Annotated in this window: 16 protein-coding genes and 1 riboswitch; of the genes, 15 read left to right on the top strand and 1 reads right to left on the bottom strand. The window is 35.3% G+C overall.

Going from position 1 to position 20,521, the window contains the following annotated elements:
* Window positions 1–8: 8 nt before the first annotated feature.
* The 4 genes from thrA (at window position 9) to ACM55H_RS14360 (ending at window position 4,745) form a co-directional block, all read left to right on the top strand.
* Entirely contained in the window at window positions 9–2,423 is a 2,415-nt protein-coding gene (gene thrA / locus ACM55H_RS14375) for a bifunctional aspartate kinase/homoserine dehydrogenase I (RefSeq protein WP_416837163.1), read from the top strand.
* Between the two features lie 54 nt (window positions 2,424–2,477).
* A complete protein-coding gene (locus ACM55H_RS14370) occupies window positions 2,478–2,903 on the top strand; it encodes an OsmC family protein (RefSeq protein ID WP_416837162.1) in 426 nt (141 codons plus the stop codon).
* A gap of 69 nt (window positions 2,904–2,972) precedes the next feature.
* Window positions 2,973–4,145: a trans-sulfuration enzyme family protein gene (locus ACM55H_RS14365; RefSeq protein WP_416837161.1), complete on the top strand. Its 1,173-nt coding sequence runs from the start codon at window positions 2,973–2,975 to the stop codon at window positions 4,143–4,145.
* A gap of 189 nt (window positions 4,146–4,334) precedes the next feature.
* A complete protein-coding gene (locus ACM55H_RS14360; RefSeq protein ID WP_416837160.1) occupies window positions 4,335–4,745 on the top strand; it encodes an RrF2 family transcriptional regulator in 411 nt (136 codons plus the stop codon).
* A 124-nt stretch (window positions 4,746–4,869) separates the two neighbouring features.
* Here ACM55H_RS14360 and ACM55H_RS14355 read toward each other — a convergent pair whose 3' ends face one another.
* Entirely contained in the window at window positions 4,870–5,652 is a 783-nt protein-coding gene (locus ACM55H_RS14355; protein ID WP_416837159.1) for a sulfite exporter TauE/SafE family protein, read from the bottom strand.
* 198 nt (window positions 5,653–5,850) lie between these two features.
* Between ACM55H_RS14355 and ACM55H_RS14350 the strand changes: the two genes are divergently transcribed.
* The 11 genes from ACM55H_RS14350 (at window position 5,851) to ACM55H_RS14300 (ending at window position 20,510) form a co-directional block, all read left to right on the top strand.
* Complete coding sequence (locus tag ACM55H_RS14350; RefSeq protein WP_416837158.1) at window positions 5,851–6,552, top strand: phosphoadenylyl-sulfate reductase; 702 nt, start codon at window positions 5,851–5,853, stop codon at window positions 6,550–6,552.
* 66 nt (window positions 6,553–6,618) lie between these two features.
* Window positions 6,619–7,518, top strand: coding sequence for a sulfate adenylyltransferase subunit CysD (gene cysD / locus ACM55H_RS14345; protein WP_416837157.1), 900 nt, complete (start codon window positions 6,619–6,621; stop codon window positions 7,516–7,518).
* A 163-nt stretch (window positions 7,519–7,681) separates the two neighbouring features.
* Complete coding sequence (locus ACM55H_RS14340; protein WP_035668363.1) at window positions 7,682–8,926, top strand: sulfate adenylyltransferase subunit 1; 1,245 nt, start codon at window positions 7,682–7,684, stop codon at window positions 8,924–8,926.
* A 108-nt stretch (window positions 8,927–9,034) separates the two neighbouring features.
* Window positions 9,035–11,125, top strand: coding sequence for a nitrite reductase (locus ACM55H_RS14335; RefSeq protein WP_416837281.1), 2,091 nt, complete (start codon window positions 9,035–9,037; stop codon window positions 11,123–11,125).
* Window positions 11,118–11,894: a uroporphyrinogen-III C-methyltransferase gene (gene cobA, locus ACM55H_RS14330; RefSeq protein ID WP_416837156.1), complete on the top strand. Its 777-nt coding sequence runs from the start codon at window positions 11,118–11,120 to the stop codon at window positions 11,892–11,894. Before ACM55H_RS14335 ends, cobA begins: the two co-directional genes overlap by 8 nt.
* Entirely contained in the window at window positions 11,894–12,526 is a 633-nt protein-coding gene (locus ACM55H_RS14325; protein WP_416837155.1) for a precorrin-2 dehydrogenase/sirohydrochlorin ferrochelatase family protein, read from the top strand. Before cobA ends, ACM55H_RS14325 begins: the two co-directional genes overlap by 1 nt.
* 107 nt (window positions 12,527–12,633) lie before the next feature.
* Window positions 12,634–13,686 carry an NAD(P)/FAD-dependent oxidoreductase gene (locus ACM55H_RS14320; RefSeq protein WP_039110822.1) on the top strand — a complete coding sequence of 351 codons (1,053 nt, stop codon included), beginning with the start codon at window positions 12,634–12,636 and terminating at the stop codon, window positions 13,684–13,686.
* A gap of 80 nt (window positions 13,687–13,766) precedes the next feature.
* Window positions 13,767–13,884, top strand: a riboswitch (SAM riboswitch).
* Between the two features lie 278 nt (window positions 13,885–14,162).
* A complete protein-coding gene (locus tag ACM55H_RS14315) occupies window positions 14,163–15,212 on the top strand; it encodes a homocysteine S-methyltransferase family protein (protein WP_416837154.1) in 1,050 nt (349 codons plus the stop codon).
* A gap of 98 nt (window positions 15,213–15,310) precedes the next feature.
* Complete coding sequence (metH, locus tag ACM55H_RS14310) at window positions 15,311–17,992, top strand: methionine synthase (protein ID WP_416837153.1); 2,682 nt, start codon at window positions 15,311–15,313, stop codon at window positions 17,990–17,992.
* A gap of 81 nt (window positions 17,993–18,073) precedes the next feature.
* Window positions 18,074–19,030, top strand: a complete 957-nt coding sequence (gene metF / locus ACM55H_RS14305; RefSeq protein ID WP_416837152.1) for a methylenetetrahydrofolate reductase [NAD(P)H] — start codon at window positions 18,074–18,076, stop codon at window positions 19,028–19,030.
* Between the two features lie 61 nt (window positions 19,031–19,091).
* Window positions 19,092–20,510 carry a pyridoxal phosphate-dependent decarboxylase family protein gene (locus tag ACM55H_RS14300; RefSeq protein WP_416837151.1) on the top strand — a complete coding sequence of 473 codons (1,419 nt, stop codon included), beginning with the start codon at window positions 19,092–19,094 and terminating at the stop codon, window positions 20,508–20,510.
* The last annotated feature ends 11 nt before the right edge of the window (window positions 20,511–20,521 follow it).

Genomic DNA, 20,521 nt, shown 5'->3' with positions numbered 1-20,521 from the left:
GAGACACAATGAAAATATTAAAATTTGGAGGTAAATCTTTATCGAATGGCGAGGGAATAAATAAAGTAGTCGCCATTATTACTGATAAAGTAAATCAAGGAGAAAAAATTGCTATAGTAGTTTCGGCAAGAGGAAATGCTACAGATGAATTGGAAGAAATTTTAGGAGTTGCTTCTAAAAATGGTAATTATAAAGAATTATTTGAAGACTTTAAAAAATACCAACAAGACGATTATGATCAAGTTGATTTGTCAGAAGAATTCAATGTTCTTGAAAAACTTTTTGAGGGTGTAAGTTTGATTGGGGATTACAGTAATAAAATTAAAGACCAAGTACTTTCTAAAGGGGAGTTGCTTTCTGCAAAATTACTGACGGCTATTCTAATTAAAAATGGAGTAAATGCGCGTTTTGCTGATTCACGAGAATTAATTAAAACGGATTCGAAATTTGGAGACGCACAACCTTTGGAACAACTTTCTAAGAAAAACGTAATCAATTATTTCAAACAAAATAACGGAACGACAGTCAACATTGTTACTGGATTTATTGGTTCAAATAATAAAAATGACACGACGACTTTAGGAAGAAACGGGAGTAATTATACTGCTTCATTGATTGCTAATTATATCGATGCCGAAGAACTACAGAATTATACTCATGTTGACGGAATTTATACCGCTAACCCGGATTTAGTTCCTGATGCTAAAAAAATTGACCATTTGACTTTTAACGAGGCGAATGAATTGGCTAATTTTGGAGCTACGATACTGCATGCTAAAACGATTATTCCTTTATTGGAAAAAAACATTCCGCTTCGTATTTTAAATACTTTCAATCATGAAAATAAAGGAACATTAATCACTTCAAATTCAAATGCTGCGGGAATTAAAACACTTTCAGTTCTTGAAAATGTATCACTGGTAAATCTGGAAGGAAGAGGATTGCTTGGGAAAACTGGAGTTGATGCCCGTATTTTTAGAGTGATGGGCGACAATGATATTAGTGTAAGTATTATTTCTCAAGGTTCTTCTGAAAGAGGAATTGGATTGGTTGTTGACGCTGATAAGGCGACAAAAGCAATGATTGAACTGGAGAAAGAATTCGAAAATGATTTCTACTCGAAGGATGTGAATAAAATTACGGTTACTGATAATGTTTCGGTGATTTCTATAATTGGTCAGGATTTGAGTACGTTTCATAAGCCTTATACGGCATTGATAAAAAATAAAATTGTCCCTATACTTTTCAATAACACGGTTACGGGTAAAAACGTGAGTTTGGTGGTGAAAAAATCGCAACTTCACAAAGCGTTAAATGTGATTCACGGGGAGATTTTTGGAGTTTCTAAGAAAATTAACATTGCCATTTTTGGACATGGTTTAGTAGGTGGAACTTTGATTAATCAAATATTGGAATCAGCAGCAACGATTGAGAAAAGAAAAGATGTGAAACTGAATGTTTTTGCAATTGCAAATTCTAAAAATGTTCTTTTAAATAAAAATGGCGTTACTCCAAATTGGAGAAATGAAATTCAAAATAATGGTTTTTCATACACAATTGATGATATAATTGCTTACGCAAATGAACATCATTTAGAAAATTTAATTGCTATTGATAATACGGCAAGTCCTGCTTTTGTAGAAAATTATGTTTCTTTGGTAGAAAGTGGTTTCGATTTGATTTCGTCTAATAAAGTGGCGAATACTTTAAGCTATAGCTTTTATAAAAAACTGCGAAAAGTGTTGGCGGATAATCAAAAAAGTTATTTGTATGAAACCAATGTTGGAGCGGGATTACCATTGATTGATACGATAAAATTATTGCATCTTTCAGGCGAAAATATAACTAAAATAAAAGGAGTTTTCTCTGGCACATTGAGTTATTTATTTAATAATTTCTCTGCGAAGGATGTTCCATTTAGCGAAGTTTTGAAAGAAGCTATCGATAATGGATATACGGAACCAGACCCAAGGGAAGATTTGTGTGGAAATGACGTAGGTAGAAAATTATTGATTTTGGCAAGAGAATTAGACTTGCAAAATGAATTTGAAGAAATTGAAATCCAGAATTTAATTCCAGAACATTTACGAGAAGGTGATGCTTCTAATTTTTTAAATAAACTGACGGAATTTGATCCAATTTATGCTAAAATAAAAGCGGAGCAAAAACCAAATCACGTGTTGCGATACATAGGTGAATTATCTGGTGATTTGCAAAATGACAAAGGAAATCTAGAAGTGAAGTTAGTTTCTGTACCTTCGGATACCGCTTTGGGTGGATTAAAAGGTTCTGATTCTTTTTTCGAAATTTACACGGAATCGTATGGTGACAGACCAATTGTAATTCAAGGAGCAGGAGCTGGATCTGCAGTAACGGCAAGAGGTGTTTTTGGAGATATTTTGAGATTGTCAGATAAAGGGTAAAGATTTAAGATTGCAGATTAACGATTTTTGATTTAAGATAAAAAAAAATACAAAATGAAAATAACACTTAACAGAATAAACGACAACTTTCACTTTGAATTAAAAAACGAAAGAGGTCATGTAGTAAATGTTGATAGTCGTCCTGAATTTGGCGGAAATGATATGGGTGCAAGTCCAATGGAATTGGTATTAATGGGTGTTGCAGGTTGCAGCGCAATTGATATGATTTCGATTTTAAAAAAACAACGTCAAGAAATTACCTCTTTCAAAGCTGAGGTAGAAGGAGAACGTGTACAAGTAGGAGAGGCAAAGCCATTCAAGGATATTCATCTTGTGTTTTATCTGGAAGGTCCAATTAATGAAGAAAAAGCAGCAAGAGCAGCGCAACTTTCTTTCGAGAAATATTGTTCGGTTTCAAAAACATTGGAACCAAACGCAACGATACATTATAAAGTAGTTTTGAATAATAAATCATTATAGTTTAAATAAAAGTTGTTGGTATTTGCGATTCCAACAACATTAAAACTTAAACTTTAAACTAAAAATAAAATGAACGAACAAGATTTTGGTTTTGAAACCCAAGCCATCCGTACCCAATTAGAAAGATCACAATATCAAGAGCATTCCGTGCCTTTGTATTTATCATCCAGTTTTGTATTTGAAGATGCCGAAGATATGCGCGCTTCTTTTACAGAAGAAAAAGAACGTAATATTTACAGTCGTTTCAGCAATCCTAACACCACTGAATTTGTAGAGAAAATTTGCAAGATGGAAGGTGCTGAAGCCGGTTATGCTTTTGCAACAGGAATGGCGGCGGTATATTCTACTTTTGCAGCTTTGTTGAATTCAGGGGATCATATTGTTTCTGCAAGTAGCGTTTTTGGTTCTACGCACGCTTTGTTTATGACTTATTTCCCAAAATGGAATATAGAAACCTCTTATTTTGATATTAATAAGCCAGAAACTATTGAGAGTTTCATTAAGCCAAATACTAAAATTTTGTATGCCGAGTCGCCTACGAATCCTGCGGTTGATATTATTGATTTGGAATTATTAGGTGAAATTGCAAAAAAACACAATTTGATTTTGATTATTGACAATTGTTTTGCAACGCCTTATATTCAGCAACCTATAAAATGGGGAGCGCATTTAGTGGTGCATTCAGCTACCAAATTAATTGATGGACAAGGAAGAGTTTTAGGAGGAGTAACGGTAGGTAGCGAAGATTTGATTCGTCAAATTTATTTGTTTTCTAGAAATACAGGGCCCGCATTATCTCCATTCAATGCTTGGATTTTATCTAAAAGTTTAGAAACGTTAGTAGTTCGTGTCGAAAAACATTGCGAAAATGCTTTGAAAGTAGCCGAATTTCTAGAAAATAATCCGAATGTGAACAGCGTGAAATATCCGTTCTTGAAATCGCATCCAAAATATGAAATTGCCAAAAAACAAATGCTTTTGGGAGGCAACATTATCGCTTTTGAAATCAAAGGCGGAATAGAAGCAGGGCGACAATTTTTGGATAAAATAAAACTATGTTCCCTTTCGGCAAATATTGGTGATACGAGAACAATTGTAACGCATCCAGCCTCTACAACACACAGTAAATTATCTGTTGAAGAACGTTTGGCAGTGAGTATTACCGATGGACTAGTGCGTGTTTCAGTAGGTTTAGAAACAGTGAAAGATGTAATTGCTGATTTGGAGCAAGCGCTTTCATAGGAATTTTAGAATGATGATTAACGATTTTTGATTGTAGATTTAGTACCTGTCAAAAATCGTTAATCTCCATTCGCCATTCTTAAATCAAAAAGTATATTTTTGTTGTTACAATAAAAGACATGTAGATTTCGGATTACTTTAAAATTTGAAATCAACAATTGTTAATCAACAATCTTAATTCACTTTAATATGCTTTCAAAAAAGACTAAATACGGAATAAAAGCTTTGTCATTTTTGGCTCGGCAAGAGAATCAAACCCCGGTTCCCATTTCGGATATTGCAAAAAGTGAAAATATTTCTATTAAGTTTTTGGAAAGTATTTTATTGCTTTTACGATATTCTGGTTTTTTGGGAGCAAAAAAAGGAAAAGGTGGAGGTTATTACCTGATTAAAGAGCCAAAAGATATTAATATGGCTCATGTATATCGCATTCTTGAAGGGCCTATAGCACTATTGCCTTGTGTAAGTCATAACTTTTATGAAAAATGTGATGATTGTATTGATGAGGTAAATTGTTCCGTTCATAAGCTAATGACTGAAGTGCGTGACAATACCTTAATGATATTAGAAAATAATACCTTGGCAGACATTGCCTTTTAAAAAAAAATCACCGCAAATTCGCCAATTTTAAAATAGTAATTGAGTTTTAATTTGCGAATTTGCGGTTTATGCTTTTCTTTAAATTAATGATGTTAGTGAGGTGTTTTATTTTTAAAATGGGTTATCAAAAAACCAATTTATACCCCACGAAAAATAACATTATTGCAATGGCATTTCGAAGGAACAAATCAGGTACTTTTCCGCTCAACATACTTCCTATAAAAATTCCAGGAAGTGATCCTATTAATAACTGTCCTAGTAACCCTAAATCTAAATTTCCCATTGAGGCGTGCCCTATTCCTGCAACAAGAGTTAAAGGTACTGCATGGGCAATCTCGGTTCCAACCAATCTCGGAGTTGGCAAAAGCGGGTACAGGAAAAATAAAGTTACTGTACCTAAAGCACCAGCTCCTATCGAAGTCAGAGTCACAGTTGCTCCCAGCATTACACCAATAGCGACAGTTAATACATTTTGTGTTGTGCTCTGACTATGGAATTTATCACCAGCATGTTTTTGAGAAAAAACTAAGAGTTTCTTTTTGAACAAAATGGCTATCGAAGTAAAAAGTAGCGCCCAACCCAAACTGTATTTTATTACAGCATTTATAGTTGAAATGTCTGTTTTAATACTATTTAATATCCATAAAGTTAGTAAAGCTGCAGGAACACTGCCTAAAGTAAGCCAACCGGTGATGGACCAATTTATATTGCCTTTTTTATGATGTACAAACACGCCGCCTAATTTAGTAAAAGCCGCATACAATAAATCGGTTCCAACAGCAGTTGTTGGCGGAATACCAAACCATAATAAAATTGGAGTCATCAAAGATCCGCCTCCCACACCTGTCAATCCAACTATAAAACCAACTACTAAGCCTGCAACGATTAAACCCAATTGAAAATCCATAAAATAATTTTTTGACAAAAATAACAACTATTTTATAATTATCCTATAGACATGGTAGACTTTATAAAAAATATTTAAAAAATAAAAATTTAATGTAAAAAAACCAAATATTATTTTGTAATATAGAAATAAGTAGTACTTTTGCATAGTAATCTACTAAACCGATAGGGAAATGGATTTTGAAATTAAAATAATAAAATGAGCGCAGCAATAGTAACTACTTTATTAGAAAAAACAGCAAATTTCTCAATTGAAGAGACTTTGGCTTTTTTGGCTAATGAATACAAGGATAAAGTGGTTTTTTCAACCTCTTTTGGACAGGAAGATCAAGTGATTACGGCTTTAATTGCCAAAAATGATTTGCCGATAACCATTTTCACTTTGGATACTGGAAGATTATTTCAAGAAACGTATGATGTTTTTCATAAGACCTTGAAAAAATATAAAATAGACATTAAAACCTATTTTCCGGAAGCTAGCGCTGTGGAAGAATTATTAAATAAAAAAGGTCCAAACAGTTTCTATGAATCAGTTGAGAATAGAAAAGAATGTTGTTTTATTCGAAAAGTTGCACCGTTGACTAAAGCATTGAAAGGAAATGAAATTTGGATTACCGGTTTACGTGCGGAACAATCAGAAAATAGAAATGATTTGGCAGCCTTTGAATACGATGCTCATTTCAATATTATAAAATTCAATCCATTATTGAAATGGACTTTGGCTGACGTTCAAAAATATATTGATGATAATAATGTGCCACAAAACACTTTACACAAAAAAGGGTTTGTAAGCATTGGTTGTGCGCCTTGTACAAGAGCCATAGCCGAAGGCGAAGATATCAGAGCAGGAAGATGGTCATGGGAATCGAGTCATAAAGAATGTGGTTTACACCAAAAATAAAAGTTTAATCGTTTATTTGTTTGATCGTTTAACCGAATAAACAAATAAACAAATTACCAAATAATAATGAGTTCAGTATTAAAAACAAACGCTTTAGAAAGCGAAGCGATATACATTTTTAGAGAAGTTATTTCTCAATTTGACAAACCAGTTTTGCTTTTCTCTGGTGGAAAAGATTCAATTACATTGGTACGTTTAGCACAGAAAGCCTTTTTTCCTGCTAAAATTCCTTTTCCATTGTTACACGTAGATACAGGACATAACTTTCCTGAAACTATTGCGTTTAGAGATAAATTGGTAGCTGAATTAGGATTGGAATTAATCGTTCGTAATGTGCAGGATGCTATAGATGAAGGGAAAGTTGTAGAAGAGTCTGGAAAATATTCTAGCAGAAATAGTTTGCAAACGACTACACTTTTGGATGCTATCGAAGAATTCAAATTTGACGCTTGTATAGGTGGAGCTCGTAGAGATGAAGAAAAAGCAAGAGCCAAAGAACGTATTTTTTCTGTTCGTGATGATTTTGGTCAATGGGATGAAAAAAACCAACGTCCGGAATTGTTTGATTTATTGAACGGAAAAATTGAAAATGGTCAAAACGTACGTGTTTTTCCAATTTCAAACTGGACTGAATTAGATGTTTGGAGTTATATCGAACAAGAGCAAATCGAAATTCCATCTATTTACTTTTCACACAAACGTAAAGTATTTATAAGAGATGGTATGATTTGGTCACATTCTCCTTTTGTATACCAAGAAGAAGATGAAGAAATCGAAGAAAGAATTGTTCGTTTTAGAACTGTTGGAGATATGAGTTGTACTGCTGCCGTTGATTCTTATGCAGCAACTATTCAAGAAGTGGTTGGTGAAATTAGATCTTCAACTATTTCTGAAAGAGGAGCCAGAATTGATGACAAACGTTCTGAAGCCGCAATGGAAAAAAGAAAACAACAAGGGTACTTTTAGAAAACAATTATAAATTATGAATTATAAATTATGAATTGTTTCAAAACATTTAAAATTTAAAATTCAACATTTAAAATAAAAAATCAAATTTTTAAGTTTATAAATAGGTAGTTAGAAAAACATTAAGCCTTTAAACTTTTAAACTTTAAACAAAAAATTAAGAATGGAAGTTTTAAAAATAGCAACAGCAGGAAGTGTAGATGACGGGAAAAGTACATTAATCGGGAGATTATTATACGATACAAAATCGTTGACTACAGATAAGATTGAAGCAATAGAAAAAAGCAGTAAACAAAAAGGATACGATTATTTAGATTTCTCATTGGCTACCGATGGTTTGGTTGCCGAAAGAGAACAAGGAATCACGATTGATGTGGCTCACATTTATTTTTCGACTGCAAAGAAAAGTTACATCATTGCCGATACTCCGGGTCACGTAGAATATACACGTAACATGGTTACCGGAGCTTCAACTTCACAAGTTTCAATTATTTTGATTGATGCTCGTAAAGGAGTTATTGAGCAAACCTATCGTCACTTTTTCATCAATAATTTATTGAGAGTAAAAGATGTGATTGTTGCGGTAAACAAAATGGATTTAGTTGATTATTCTGAAGAAGTATACAACAAAATCAAAGCAGACTTTCAGGCATTAAATGCAAAAAGTGCTTTCAAAGAACAAAATGTAAGTTACATTCCGCTAAGTGCAATCAATGGGGGTAATGTTGCCGATAAATCGGAGAATATGCCTTGGTACACAGGACAGACGGTTTTGGAACATTTAGAATCTTTAGAGCCAAATGATATCTACGAAAACGGAATTGCACGTTTCCCTGTCCAAACAGTAATCCGACCAAAAACCGAAGAGTATCACGATTTTAGAGGGTATGCCGGAAAATTATATGGGAACAATATTAAAGTTGGGGATGCCGTAACGGTACTTCCTTCTTTAACAGAATCTACAGTAACGAATATTCACTTTTTTGACAAGCAATTTGATGAAGCTACGGCTGGTTCTTCTATCACTATTGAATTAGATAATGACATCAATGTAACAAGAGGTGATATGATTGTAAAATCAAATGAACTTCCTAAAATTGAAAAAGATATCACAACAACTGTTTGTTGGATGGACAGTAAAAAATTAGTTGCAGGTGCGAAATATTATGTGCAGCACAATAGCAATAGAGTTTTAGCAAAGATTGATAGTGTAAAAAACGTAATCGCAACCGATTATTCTGGAACAACTCCAGCGACTCAATTAGCTATAAATGAAATTGGAGAAGTAACTATTAAATTGAGCAAAGCCATTTATTTTGATGCTTACACTGATAATAAATCCAACGGAGCTTTTATTTTAATTGATGCTGCAACCAACACAACAGCAGGAGTTGGATTTATAAAATAAAAGGCAATAAGCTTTAAGCAGTAGGCTTTAAGCGGGAAGTAATGATTAATTAAGGTAAAGGTGAACGAGCTTACAGCTTATAGCCTGAAGCCTATAGCTAAAAAAGATATGCAAAGTTTTAGAACCGAAATAGAAGATCCGATTGTCCAAAAAGAGATTATCGATTTAGAGAAAAAAATTCATTCATTCCGAAGTGGACAAATTGACGATGAGCGTTTTCGCAGTCTTCGTTTGGCTCGTGGTATTTACGGTCAACGTCAAGAAGGCGTGCAAATGATTCGTATTAAATTACCATACGGAAAAGTGACTAGCGAGCAATTGAAGAGAATTACTGAAGTGTCAGATAAATATTCTACGGGACGTTTACACATTACTACTCGTCAGGATATTCAAATTCACTATGTAAGTTTAGACAGAACACCTGAGCTTTGGTCAGAATTAGCCAAAGACGATATCACTTTGAGAGAAGCTTGTGGAAACACAGTGCGTAATATTACTGGAAGCGAATTAGCTGGTGTAGATGTTGATGAACCTTTTGACGTATCGCCTTATGCACACGGTTTATTTCAATATTTATTGCGTAACCCAATTTGTCAAGAAATGGGACGTAAGTTCAAAATTTCATTCTCCTCTTCTGATAAAGATACTGCGTTGAGTTATTTACACGATTTAGGATTTATTCCAAAAATTGTAAATGGCGAAAAAGGTTTCAAAATAATGTTTGGGGGTGGTTTAGGTTCTCAACCAAGTCACGCTGAATTGCTTTCAGAATTTGTACCGGTTAACCAAATTATCCCAACTGCCGAAGGTATAATTAGAGTTTTTGACCGTCACGGAGAAAGAGCAAAACGTTTGAAAGCACGTATGAAATTTTTAATCAAAGACTTAGGTCGTGACGAGTTTTTACGTTTGGTTGACGAAGAGAAAAAAGCCTTGCCTTTTCATACTTACGAAATAGATACTATCGCTTTTGAAGGGCCAATTACAGGACCTTTGTTAGCAGTGCCATCAGTAACGATTGATGATGTTGAAGCTTTTGAAGCTTGGAAAAAATCAAATGTGATTGCGCAAAAACAGGCAGGATATGTTGCTATTGGTATTAAAGTGCTTTTAGGAGATTTTTATACAGATAAAGCAAGATTATTAGCCGATTTGATTAAAAATTATGGAGCTAATGAATTGCGTTTTTCATTAAGACAAAACATCGTTTTACGTAATATTAAAGAAGAAAATCTAGCGTTCTTTTATCAAGAATTAGCCAAATTGGATTTTGTTGCTTTAGGATATGATACTATCGGAGATATCACGGCTTGTCCGGGTACAGATACTTGTAATTTAGGTATCGCAAGTAGTACTGGTATTGCGGATGAATTAGAAAGAGTATTAAAAACAGAATACCCACAATACAGCAACAATCAAGAAATTGCAATTAAAATTAGCGGTTGTATGAATGCTTGCGGACAACACAATATGTCCGAAATTGGTTTCCAAGGAATGTCAATTAATGCAGGAAAACTAGTTGCTCCAGCACTTCAGGTATTATTAGGTGGAGGAAATTTAGGAAACGGAGTAGGACGTTTTTCTGATAAAGTAATCAAAATTCCAAGCAGAAGAGGACCAGATGCATTGCGTTTTATCTTAAATGATTTTGATGCTAATGGAAACGGACAATCATTCTTGAATTATTATGATGCCAAAGGAGAGAAATATTTCTATGAATTTTTGAAACCATTAGCCGATTTGACTAATCTTACCGAAGCTGATTTTGTGGATTGGGGAAATGCCGATAACTACGTAAAAGCAGTTGGAGTAGGAGAATGTGCGGGTGTAGTTATTGACTTAGTGGCTACTTTACTATTGGAAGCCAAAGACAAATTGACTTTCGCACACGAAGCTTTTGAAGATAAAAAATGGGCAGATGCGATTTATTTAGCATACGCAGGTTTTGTAAATGGAGCTAAAGCAATATTATTGGCCGAAAATCAAAAAACAAATCACCACGCTGGAATTATCGATTTGTTTGATACTGTTTTTATCGAAAGCAAAAAAATCGAATTGGATTCAAGCTTCAAAGATTTGGTTTATCAAATCAAAGCGAATGAGCCTTCTGCGGAATTTGCACAAAAATACATTCAAGATGGAGTTGCGTTTTTTGATAAAATAGAAAAATACAGAGCAAAAGATTTAGCTGATGCATAATACAATAAAACCAAAAGTAACTTTAGTAGGTGCTGGTCCCGGTGATCCAGATTTGCTTACTCTGAAAGGAGTAAAAGCACTTGCTGAAGCGAACGTGGTTTTGTATGATGCGCTGGCCAATGAAGAAATAATGAATCACACCCCAAAAAATTCCATAAAAATATTTGTGGGTAAAAGAATTGGAGCACATGAATATTCGCAAGACCAAATCAATCAGTTGATTGTAGATAATGCGCTTACTCATGGAAATGTGGTTCGGTTAAAAGGTGGAGATCCATTTATTTTTGGTCGTGGAAGCGAAGAAATAGAATACGCAGAAAGTTTTGGAATCCCTACATTTGTGGTTCCCGGAATTTCATCTGCAATTGCAGTTCCCGCTTATCAAGGAATTTCTTTGACAAAAAGAGGAACTTCCGAAAGTTTTTGGGTAATTACAGGCACAACTTCCGACAGGAATTTATCAGATGATGTAGCTCTTGCAGCGCAATCATCTGCAACAGTAGTAATTTTGATGGGAATGAGTAAGCTATCGCAAATTGTTTCTTTATTCCAAAAAGAATCTAAAGGAGAAACTCCAGTTGCGATAATTCAAAACGGGACTACTCCACAAGAAAAAGTGGGAGTTGGAACGATTGATACTATCCAACAAGTTGTGGTGGAGAATAAATTAAGTTCGCCAGCGATAATTGTTATTGGAGAAGTGGTAAAAGAAAGCAGCAAGTTAAAAGGTTTTTACGAAGAATTTATATCTGCTGAAATAAAATTATAATGAAACAAAAAGAATCATATCCCAACAATCAGGACTCGGCTGCCTCTTCTGGAGAGAGGAACGAATTATATCCAATATTTTTAAAATTACACAACCTCAATATACTTATTGTAGGCGGAGGAAATGTGGGTTTAGAAAAGTTATCGTTTATGCTAAAATCCAGTCCCAATGCAAATGTTGAGGTAGTAGCTCCAAAATTTTCACCGGAACTGGAAGCATTGGTGGAAAAACATCCTTCGGTGAAATTGACTAAAGCCAAGTTCAAGAAAAAGATGTTGAAGAAACGTCACATGGTTATTGCTTGTACCGATGATGTAAAAGTCAATAAACGAGTATTCGACCTGTCACGAAAAAGATATTTGATTTGCAACATTGCCGATACGCCGCCATTATGTGATTATTATTTAGGAGGAATTGTAACCAAAGGAAATGTCAAAATAGCCATTTCAACAAACGGTAAATCACCGACAACTGCCAAAAGATTACGGGAGTTTTTTGAAGAAATAATTCCGGACGATATCAATAAAATGGTCGAAAACCTAAATGAATATCGTAAAACGCTGAAAGGAAATTTCGAGGAAAAAGTTCAAAAAATGAATGAAATTACCGAAGCGTTAAAAAATAAAGAATAAAAGAGCCACTAAGTAACGAATGATATTTATCATTTAAAACAGTAAAAATCAATCGTTAATTTGCAGTAAAATAGTTTAGCATAATTACACATATAAAGAATAAAAAAATGGTTAAAACAGACATATTAATTATAGGAGCCGGACCAACAGGTTTATTTGCAGTTTTTGAAGCAGGATTGTTAAAACTAAAATGTCATATTTTAGATGCACTGCCACAAGCGGGCGGTCAGCTTTCAGAATTGTATCCAAAAAAACCTATTTATGATATTCCAGGATTTCCTGAAGTATTAGCAGGTGATTTAGTTGATAATTTGATGGAACAAATCAAACAATTCGAGCCTGGTTTTACGCTGGGTGAACGTGCAGAAACGATAGCAAAACAAGAAGACGGAAGTTTTATTGTAACTTCTAATAAAGGAAAGAAATTTCATGCTTCAGTTGTTGCGATTGCTGGAGGATTGGGGAGTTTTGAACCAAGAAAACCACTTATCGAAGACATTGAATTTTACGAAGATAAAGGGATAAAATATTTCATCAAAAATCCAGAGAAATTCAGAGACAAAAGGGTTGTAATTGCCGGAGGTGGTGATTCTGCTTTGGACTGGAGTATTTTCTTGTCTAATGTAGCTTCTGAGGTGACTTTGATTCACAGAAGAAATGAATTTAGAGGCGCATTAGATTCTGTTGAAAAAGTCCAAGAATTGAAAGATTTAGGAAAAATAAGAATGATTACGCCTGCTGAAGTAATTGGTTTGAACGGAGCGGAACATTTAGAATCAATTGATATTGAGGAAAATGGAGCGCACCGTACTATAGAAACGGATTATTTTATACCACTTTTTGGATTGACTCCAAAATTAGGTCCTATCGGAGACTGGGGATTAGACATTGAAAAAAATGCAATTAAAGTAAATAATGCATTGGATTACCAAACGAATATTCCTGGAATTTTTGCCATTGGTGACGTAAATACATACCCAGGGAAATTAAAATTGATTCTTTGTGGATTCCACGAAGCGACTTTAATGTGTCAGGCAGCATACCAAATCATCAATCCAGGTAAGAAATATGTATTAAAATATACTACAGTTTCTGGTGTTGACGGATTTGACGGAACCCGTAAAGAGGCTCCAAAAGCTGTGGTAAAAGCCATAGTATAAAACTAGTAAAAAAATATAGCGTTAATACTTGCAATTATTAACGCTATGTCTTTACTTTGCAGTGTTCCTATTTTTATTGAAAGTTATCACGAAAGGCGGAGGGAAAGACCCGATGAAACCTTAGCAACCCTTTATCTTTAAAGAAGGTGCTACATTCTACTTTATACTGAATTATTCAGCATTTAAGATAGATAACACAAGAATACTTCCATAGTATTTCTCAAACCTTTTCTTGACAAACATATCGATATTTATTTACTGAATTTATTTCAGTATCAGGAGCGAATGATTGGCGCAATTTTTGCCGTCATTGTTCCCGCTTTATGCTATATCTTTTTTTATTTTACTCTGTCAGGGTTCAAAACCCTGACAGAGTAAAATAAAAAAAGTATACCGCTGCAATCGGGGCTAAAGAGTAAATAATTGTGATTTTTCGGTTTCAAAATGCCAAAAAAAGCAGTAAATAAAAAAATAAAATGTCAAAAGATTTAAAAGACAGTATTGGAGTTCCCCCTTCGGGGGTTAGGGGGAGTATTCAAGAAGCCATTAAAAAAAACATACTCATACTCGATGGAGCTATGGGAACGATGTTGCAACGTTACAATTTTTCCGAAGAAGATTTTCGTGGAGAACGTTTCAAAGATTTTCCACATTCCTTAAAAGGGAACAACGATTTATTGTCAATCACGCAGCCGCAAGCTATTCGTGCGGTACACGCAGCTTATTTTGAAGCGGGAGCTGATATCGTTGAAACCAATACGTTTTCAAGTACAACCATTGGAATGGCAGATTATCATCTCGAAGATATTGTTTACGAATTAAACTATGAATCAGCAAGAATCGCCCGTGAAGTAGCCGATGAGTTTACTGCCAAAAATCCAGATAAACCTCGTTTTGTAGCAGGTTCAATAGGACCAACAAACAGAACAGCAAGTATGTCACCAGATGTAAATGATCCGGGTTACCGAGCCGTAACTTTTGATGATTTGCGCATTGCTTACAAACAACAAGTGGAAGCCTTGATTGACGGAGGAAGTGATTTATTGTTGGTGGAAACTATTTTCGACACTTTAAATGCCAAAGCAGCACTTTTTGCCATTGAAGAAGTAAAAGACGAGCGTAATATCGACATTCCTATCATGGTTTCCGGAACAATTACGGATGCATCAGGACGAACACTTTCTGGTCAAACCGTTGAAGCTTTTTTAGTTTCTGTTTCGCATATTCCATTGTTGAGTGTTGGTTTCAATTGTGCTTTAGGGGCTGATTTGCTTAAACCGTATCTACAAACGTTAGCGCATAATACTTCATTCAATGTATCGGCACATCCTAATGCAGGATTACCAAACGCATTTGGCGAGTACGATGAAACACCAGAACAGATGCAAGCATTCATCAAAGAATATTTAGACGATAATTTAGTAAATATCATAGGCGGTTGTTGCGGAACAACGCCAGAACACATCAAGTTGATTGCTGATATCGCAAAGGAGTATAAACCTAGAGTATCAACAGCGACAATGTAACAGATGCGATTTATCGCGTCTAAATTATAACCAACAATTCACAAATTGAACACTTGATTTGAAAAAATTAGTGAATTAGCGGTAAAAATAAAACAAAAATGGCACACGCAGAAAAGAGAAGAAACCTTGTATTATCGGGATTAGAGCCTTTAATCATTACGCCGGAAAGCGTTTTTGTGAATATTGGTGAACGAACCAATGTTACAGGTTCTAGAAAATTCCTTCGATTAATTAAGGAAGAAAAATACGAAGAAGCACTCAGTATTGCTAAAGAACAAGTGGAAGGTGGTGCACAAATCATCGATATTAATATGGATGAAGGGATGCTCGATGGCGAATATGCCATGACAAAATTCCTGAATCTAATCGCTGCCGAACCTGATATTTCCAGAGTGCCAATCATGATTGATAGCTCGAAATGGGATATTATCGAAGCGGGTCTAAAAGTGGTACAAGGAAAGAGTGTCGTAAACTCAATTTCTTTAAAAGAAGGGGAAGAGCAATTCATTCATCATGCTAAATTGATTAAGCGTTACGGTGCTGCAGCAATTATAATGGCTTTTGATGAGGTGGGACAAGCGGATAATTACGAGCGAAGAGTTGAGATTTGCCAACGTTCGTATGATATTTTGGTCAATAAAGTTGGCTTTCCTCCACAGGATATTATTTTCGATTTGAATATATTCCCCGTAGCGACAGGAATGGAAGAACACCGCTTGAATGCATTGGATTTCTTCAGAGGAACGAAATGGGTTCGAGAGAATCTTCCACATGCACACATTAGTGGTGGCGTGAGTAATGTTTCGTTTTCGTTTAGAGGAAATGATACGGTTCGGGAAGCGATGCACTCCGTTTTCTTGTACCACGCTATTCAAAACGGAATGACGATGGGAATTGTAAACCCAGAGATGCTTTCTATTTACGACGAAATTCCAAAGGATTTATTAGAACACGTTGAAGATGTTATTCTAAACCGTCGTGATGATGCCACTGAAAGATTATTGGATTTTGCAGAGAATGTAAAAGGAGATGTAAAGAGTAATGAAAAAGCAGTTCAAGAATGGCGTTCGGGAACCGTTCAAGAACGAATTACGCACTCACTTGTAAAAGGGGTCGATGCCTTTATAGAAATTGATGTTGAAGAAGCAAGATTGGCAGCTACAAAACCTATTGAAGTTATCGAAATCAACTTGATGACAGGAATGAATGTTGTGGGTGATTTGTTTGGTTCCGGTAAAATGTTTTTGCCACAAGTGGTAAAATCGGCGCGGGTAATGAAAAAAGCCGTGGCCTATTTGTTGCCTTACATTGAAGCTAGTAAACAAGCGGGTGACAAGCAAGGAAATGGAAAAATCCTGATGGCAACCGTAAAAGGAGATGTACACGATATTGGAAAAAATATTGTTAGCGTGGTGTTGGCGTGTAATAATTATGAAATAGTAGATTTGGGCGTAATGGTGCCACCTGAAAAAATTATTGCAGCTGCTATCGAACACAACGTAGATATCATTGGATTGAGCGGATTAATCACGCCGTCACTGGACGAAATGGTATATCTGGCTAAAGAATTAGATAAGCGAGGGATGAAAATTCCAGTAATGATTGGTGGAGCAACGACTTCTAGAGCCCATACTGCCGTGAAAATTGCACCTCAATATAGAGAAACGGTAATTCACGTTAACGATGCTTCGAGAGCCGTGACGGTGGCTGGAAGTTTATTAAACAAGGATAGAAAGATATACGCAAGTGACATTAGAGCGGAATATGATGCTTTTAGAGAGACGTTTTTGAATCGTTCGCGCGACAAAAATTTCTTGACTATTGAGCAAGCTCGTAAAAATAAATTGCTGTTGGATTGGGAGAATTTTACTCCTGTAAAACCAAATGTAATCGGAGAACAAACTATCGAAGTTGATTTAGATGTTTTGGTTCCGTATATTGACTGGACTCCATTTTTTAGAACATGGGAATTGTTCGGAAAATACCCGGCGATTTTAACGGACGAGGTAGTAGGAGAACAAGCAACGTCTGTTTTTGCAGATGCACAAGAAATGTTGGAAGTTATTTTGAGAGAAAAGAAACTAACCGCTAAAGGAATTTACGGAATTTTTCCTGCCAATCAAGTGAACGATGATGATATTGAATTGAGTGATGAAAACGGAAAACCATTGCAGACATTCTTGACTTTACGTCAGCAATCACAAAAAACTAAAGGAGCTCCAAATATTGCCTTATCAGATTTTATTGCTCCAAAAGACAGCGGTAAAATCGATTATATGGGTGCCTTTTGCGTAACTACAGGTTTTGGTGTGGATGAATGGGCGGCTGAATTCGAAAGAGATTTAGACGATTACAATTCAATTATGGTAAAAGCATTGGCGGACCGTTTTGCAGAAGCTTTCGCGGAATATTTGCACGAAAAAATCCGTAAAGAAATTTGGGGTTATTCATCCGATGAAGCTTTGAGTACTGAGGCAATGATTGCTGAAGATTACAAAGGAATTCGTCCGGCACCAGGGTATCCGGCTTGTCCAGACCATTTAGAAAAACCAACGATTTGGAAATTGCTAAATGTAGAAAAAGAAATAGGGGTGACGCTAACCGAAAGTATGGCGATGTGGCCGGCTTCTTCAGTTTCAGGATATTATTTTGGAAACCCGGAAAGTAAGTACTTCGGACTTGGAAAAATAAAAGAAGATCAAGTTATTGATTACGCAAAACGTAGAAGTGTTTCGACAGAAGTAGCAATGAAATGGTTGAACCCGAATATAGCAGATTAAAAATGTAGTCATAAAGTCAAAAGTCATAAAGTCCAAAGGACGTGACTTTCGACTTTCGACATTCAAACTTTAAGACTTAAGATGAAAGTAACACAACATATAGAAGACGCAAAAGGTAACACCTTATTCTCATTTGAAATTATTCCGCCTCAAAAAGGCAAAAGCATTCAGGAATTATACGATAATATTGATCCGTTGATGGAGTTTAAGCCGCCTTTTATAGACGTAACCACTTCTCGCGAAGAGTATATTTACATAGATAAAGGCAACGGTTTATTAGACAAAAAACTAACCAGAATGCGACCTGGGACATTGGGAATTTGTGCTTCCATAAAACACAAATATACTGTAGATACTGTTCCTCACTTACTTTGCGGTGGCTTTACCAAAGAAGAAACCGAGTATATGTTAGTGGATTGTCATTATTTGGGAATTGATAATGTGATGGCATTGCGTGGTGATGCGATGAAACACGAGCAGTCTTTTGTTCCGAAAGAAGGAGGGAATAATTTCGCCGTAGATTTGGTCAAACAAATCAACGAATTGAATTGCGGAAAGTATTTGCATGATGTGATGGATATTGACAACAAAGCTAATTTTTGTATCGGAGTGGCAGGGTATCCTGAAAAGCATTTGGAATCTCCTTCCTTAATTTCAGATTTAAAAAGACTGAAAGAAAAGGTAGAAGCAGGTGCTGATTATGTAGTTACCCAAATGTTTTTTGACAATGCAAAATATTTTGAGTTTGTTGCCAAAGCCAGAGAAATGGGAATTACGGTTCCTATTATTCCGGGTATCAAACCCATTGCTGTGGAAAGACACTTACAAGTATTGCCACAAATTTTCAGAATCGATTTACCGGAAGATTTGATTCATGCGGTTGATCAATGCAAAAATAATGCTGACATCAGACAAGTAGGAATCGAATGGGCGATTCAACAATCTTTAGAATTAAAAGCAGCCGGTGTTCCCGTGTTGCACTATTATTCTATGGGAAAATCAGAAAATATTCGACAAATAGCGAGTCAAGTTTTTTAATTGATACAATTTAAAAGGGCTGATTTTTCAGCCCTTTTTTTATATATAAAATCGAAACCAAATGAATTCAATCCTCCAACAAGACTTAAACGATATTGAAAAAATCCTTGAAATAGTAAAACAACAAGGAATTGATTTTCTACATTCAATGGATAACGTTCCCACTTCTACCAAAAATTATATAACTACCAACAGAAATCTAAACGATTCTGGTTTGGGAGCATTGTCCGCTTTGGAAGAATTTAACCAACGCTTAGCTCCTTTGATGGTTTCGCAAGCAGGACCGAGGTATTGGGGTTTTGTAACTGGTGGCGTAACTCCAGCATCTATTGTTGGTGATTGGTTGACTACTATTTACGATCCAAACGCTCAATCTACAAAAGCACAAGGTGGCGTATCGGCTTTAATAGAAATTGAAACGATTAATCTGTTGTTGCAATTGTTAGATTTGCCAAAATCATTTTTAGGTGGATTTGTGACTGGAGCTACGATGTCTAATTTTACATGTTTGGCGGTGGCGAGACAATGGTTCGGAAATCAATTAGGAAAAGATTTTGCCAAAAATGGAATTTCAGAACCTATAAACATTCTTACGGCTACGCCACATTCTTCGTCTGTAAAATGTTTGGCGATGTTAGGGATTGGAAGCCAGAATTTCACCAAGATAAAAACTGTCAAAGGAAACCGTGAAGCGATAGATATTACCGATTTAGAAAAAAATATTGAAAGTCTAAACGGAAAACCATTCATTTTAATATCAAGTGCGGGAACAGTCAACACTGCCGATTTTGATGATTTCAATGCAATAGCTAGACTGAAAGAAAAATATAATTTTTGGTGGCATATCGATGTTGCTTTTGGAGGTTTTACTGCTTGTTCTCCAAAATACAAACACCTTGTTAACGGTTGGGAAAACGCGGACAGTATTACAATAGATTGTCATAAATGGTTGAATGTGCCTTATGAAAGCGCTTTTTATTTGGTAAAAGAACAACATAAAAATATTCAAATTGAAACCTTTCAAAACTCTAATGCGCCATATTTAGGAAATCCGTTAGATAATTTTAGTTACCTTAACTTTTTACCAGAAAATTCAAGACGCCTAAAAGCTTTGCCAGTTTGGTTTTCATTATTGGCGTATGGTAAACAAGGTTTTCAGGATATTATAGAAAACAGCGTTGCTATGGCATTGCAGTTTGACGAGTTAATTACTCAAAATGAGAACTTCGAATTATTGGCTCCAACTCGCTTGAACAATGTTTGTTTTACTTTGGCGGGAGACCACAATCAAGAAAAAGTCAATTTGTTTTTGACGCATCTTAATGACAAAGGCAAAGTGTTTATGACGCCAACGGTTTACGAAAACCGAAAAGGAATTCGGGCTTCGTTTGTTAATTGGAGAACTAGTGAAAAGGATATCCAGATAGCGATAAAGGAATTGAAAACGAGTGTTTTGGAGTTAGGGATAGGGTCGATTTAATTTAGGAATGA

It is taken from the genome of Flavobacterium cryoconiti (assembly GCF_048158645.1).
Lineage (GTDB): Bacteria > Bacteroidota > Bacteroidia > Flavobacteriales > Flavobacteriaceae > Flavobacterium > Flavobacterium cryoconiti.
Note: the sequence above shows the minus strand (reverse complement) of the source record. Positions and strands in the feature narration are given on the sequence as shown.

What these genes read in the sequence shown, in the direction of transcription:
- thrA (WP_416837163.1), top strand. Translation starts at nt 9, where the DNA reads ATGAAAATATTAAAATTTGGAGGTAAATCTTTATCGAATGGCGAGGGA.
- ACM55H_RS14370 (WP_416837162.1), top strand. Translation starts at nt 2,478, where the DNA reads ATGAAAATAACACTTAACAGAATAAACGACAACTTTCACTTTGAATTA.
- ACM55H_RS14365 (WP_416837161.1), top strand. Translation starts at nt 2,973, where the DNA reads ATGAACGAACAAGATTTTGGTTTTGAAACCCAAGCCATCCGTACCCAA.
- ACM55H_RS14360 (WP_416837160.1), top strand. Translation starts at nt 4,335, where the DNA reads ATGCTTTCAAAAAAGACTAAATACGGAATAAAAGCTTTGTCATTTTTG.
- ACM55H_RS14355 (WP_416837159.1), bottom strand. Translation starts at nt 5,652, where the DNA reads ATGGATTTTCAATTGGGTTTAATCGTTGCAGGCTTAGTAGTTGGTTTT.
- ACM55H_RS14350 (WP_416837158.1), top strand. Translation starts at nt 5,851, where the DNA reads ATGAGCGCAGCAATAGTAACTACTTTATTAGAAAAAACAGCAAATTTC.
- cysD (WP_416837157.1), top strand. Translation starts at nt 6,619, where the DNA reads ATGAGTTCAGTATTAAAAACAAACGCTTTAGAAAGCGAAGCGATATAC.
- ACM55H_RS14340 (WP_035668363.1), top strand. Translation starts at nt 7,682, where the DNA reads ATGGAAGTTTTAAAAATAGCAACAGCAGGAAGTGTAGATGACGGGAAA.
- ACM55H_RS14335 (WP_416837281.1), top strand. Translation starts at nt 9,035, where the DNA reads ATGCAAAGTTTTAGAACCGAAATAGAAGATCCGATTGTCCAAAAAGAG.
- cobA (WP_416837156.1), top strand. Translation starts at nt 11,118, where the DNA reads ATGCATAATACAATAAAACCAAAAGTAACTTTAGTAGGTGCTGGTCCC.
- ACM55H_RS14325 (WP_416837155.1), top strand. Translation starts at nt 11,894, where the DNA reads ATGAAACAAAAAGAATCATATCCCAACAATCAGGACTCGGCTGCCTCT.
- ACM55H_RS14320 (WP_039110822.1), top strand. Translation starts at nt 12,634, where the DNA reads ATGGTTAAAACAGACATATTAATTATAGGAGCCGGACCAACAGGTTTA.
- ACM55H_RS14315 (WP_416837154.1), top strand. Translation starts at nt 14,163, where the DNA reads ATGTCAAAAGATTTAAAAGACAGTATTGGAGTTCCCCCTTCGGGGGTT.
- metH (WP_416837153.1), top strand. Translation starts at nt 15,311, where the DNA reads ATGGCACACGCAGAAAAGAGAAGAAACCTTGTATTATCGGGATTAGAG.
- metF (WP_416837152.1), top strand. Translation starts at nt 18,074, where the DNA reads ATGAAAGTAACACAACATATAGAAGACGCAAAAGGTAACACCTTATTC.
- ACM55H_RS14300 (WP_416837151.1), top strand. Translation starts at nt 19,092, where the DNA reads ATGAATTCAATCCTCCAACAAGACTTAAACGATATTGAAAAAATCCTT.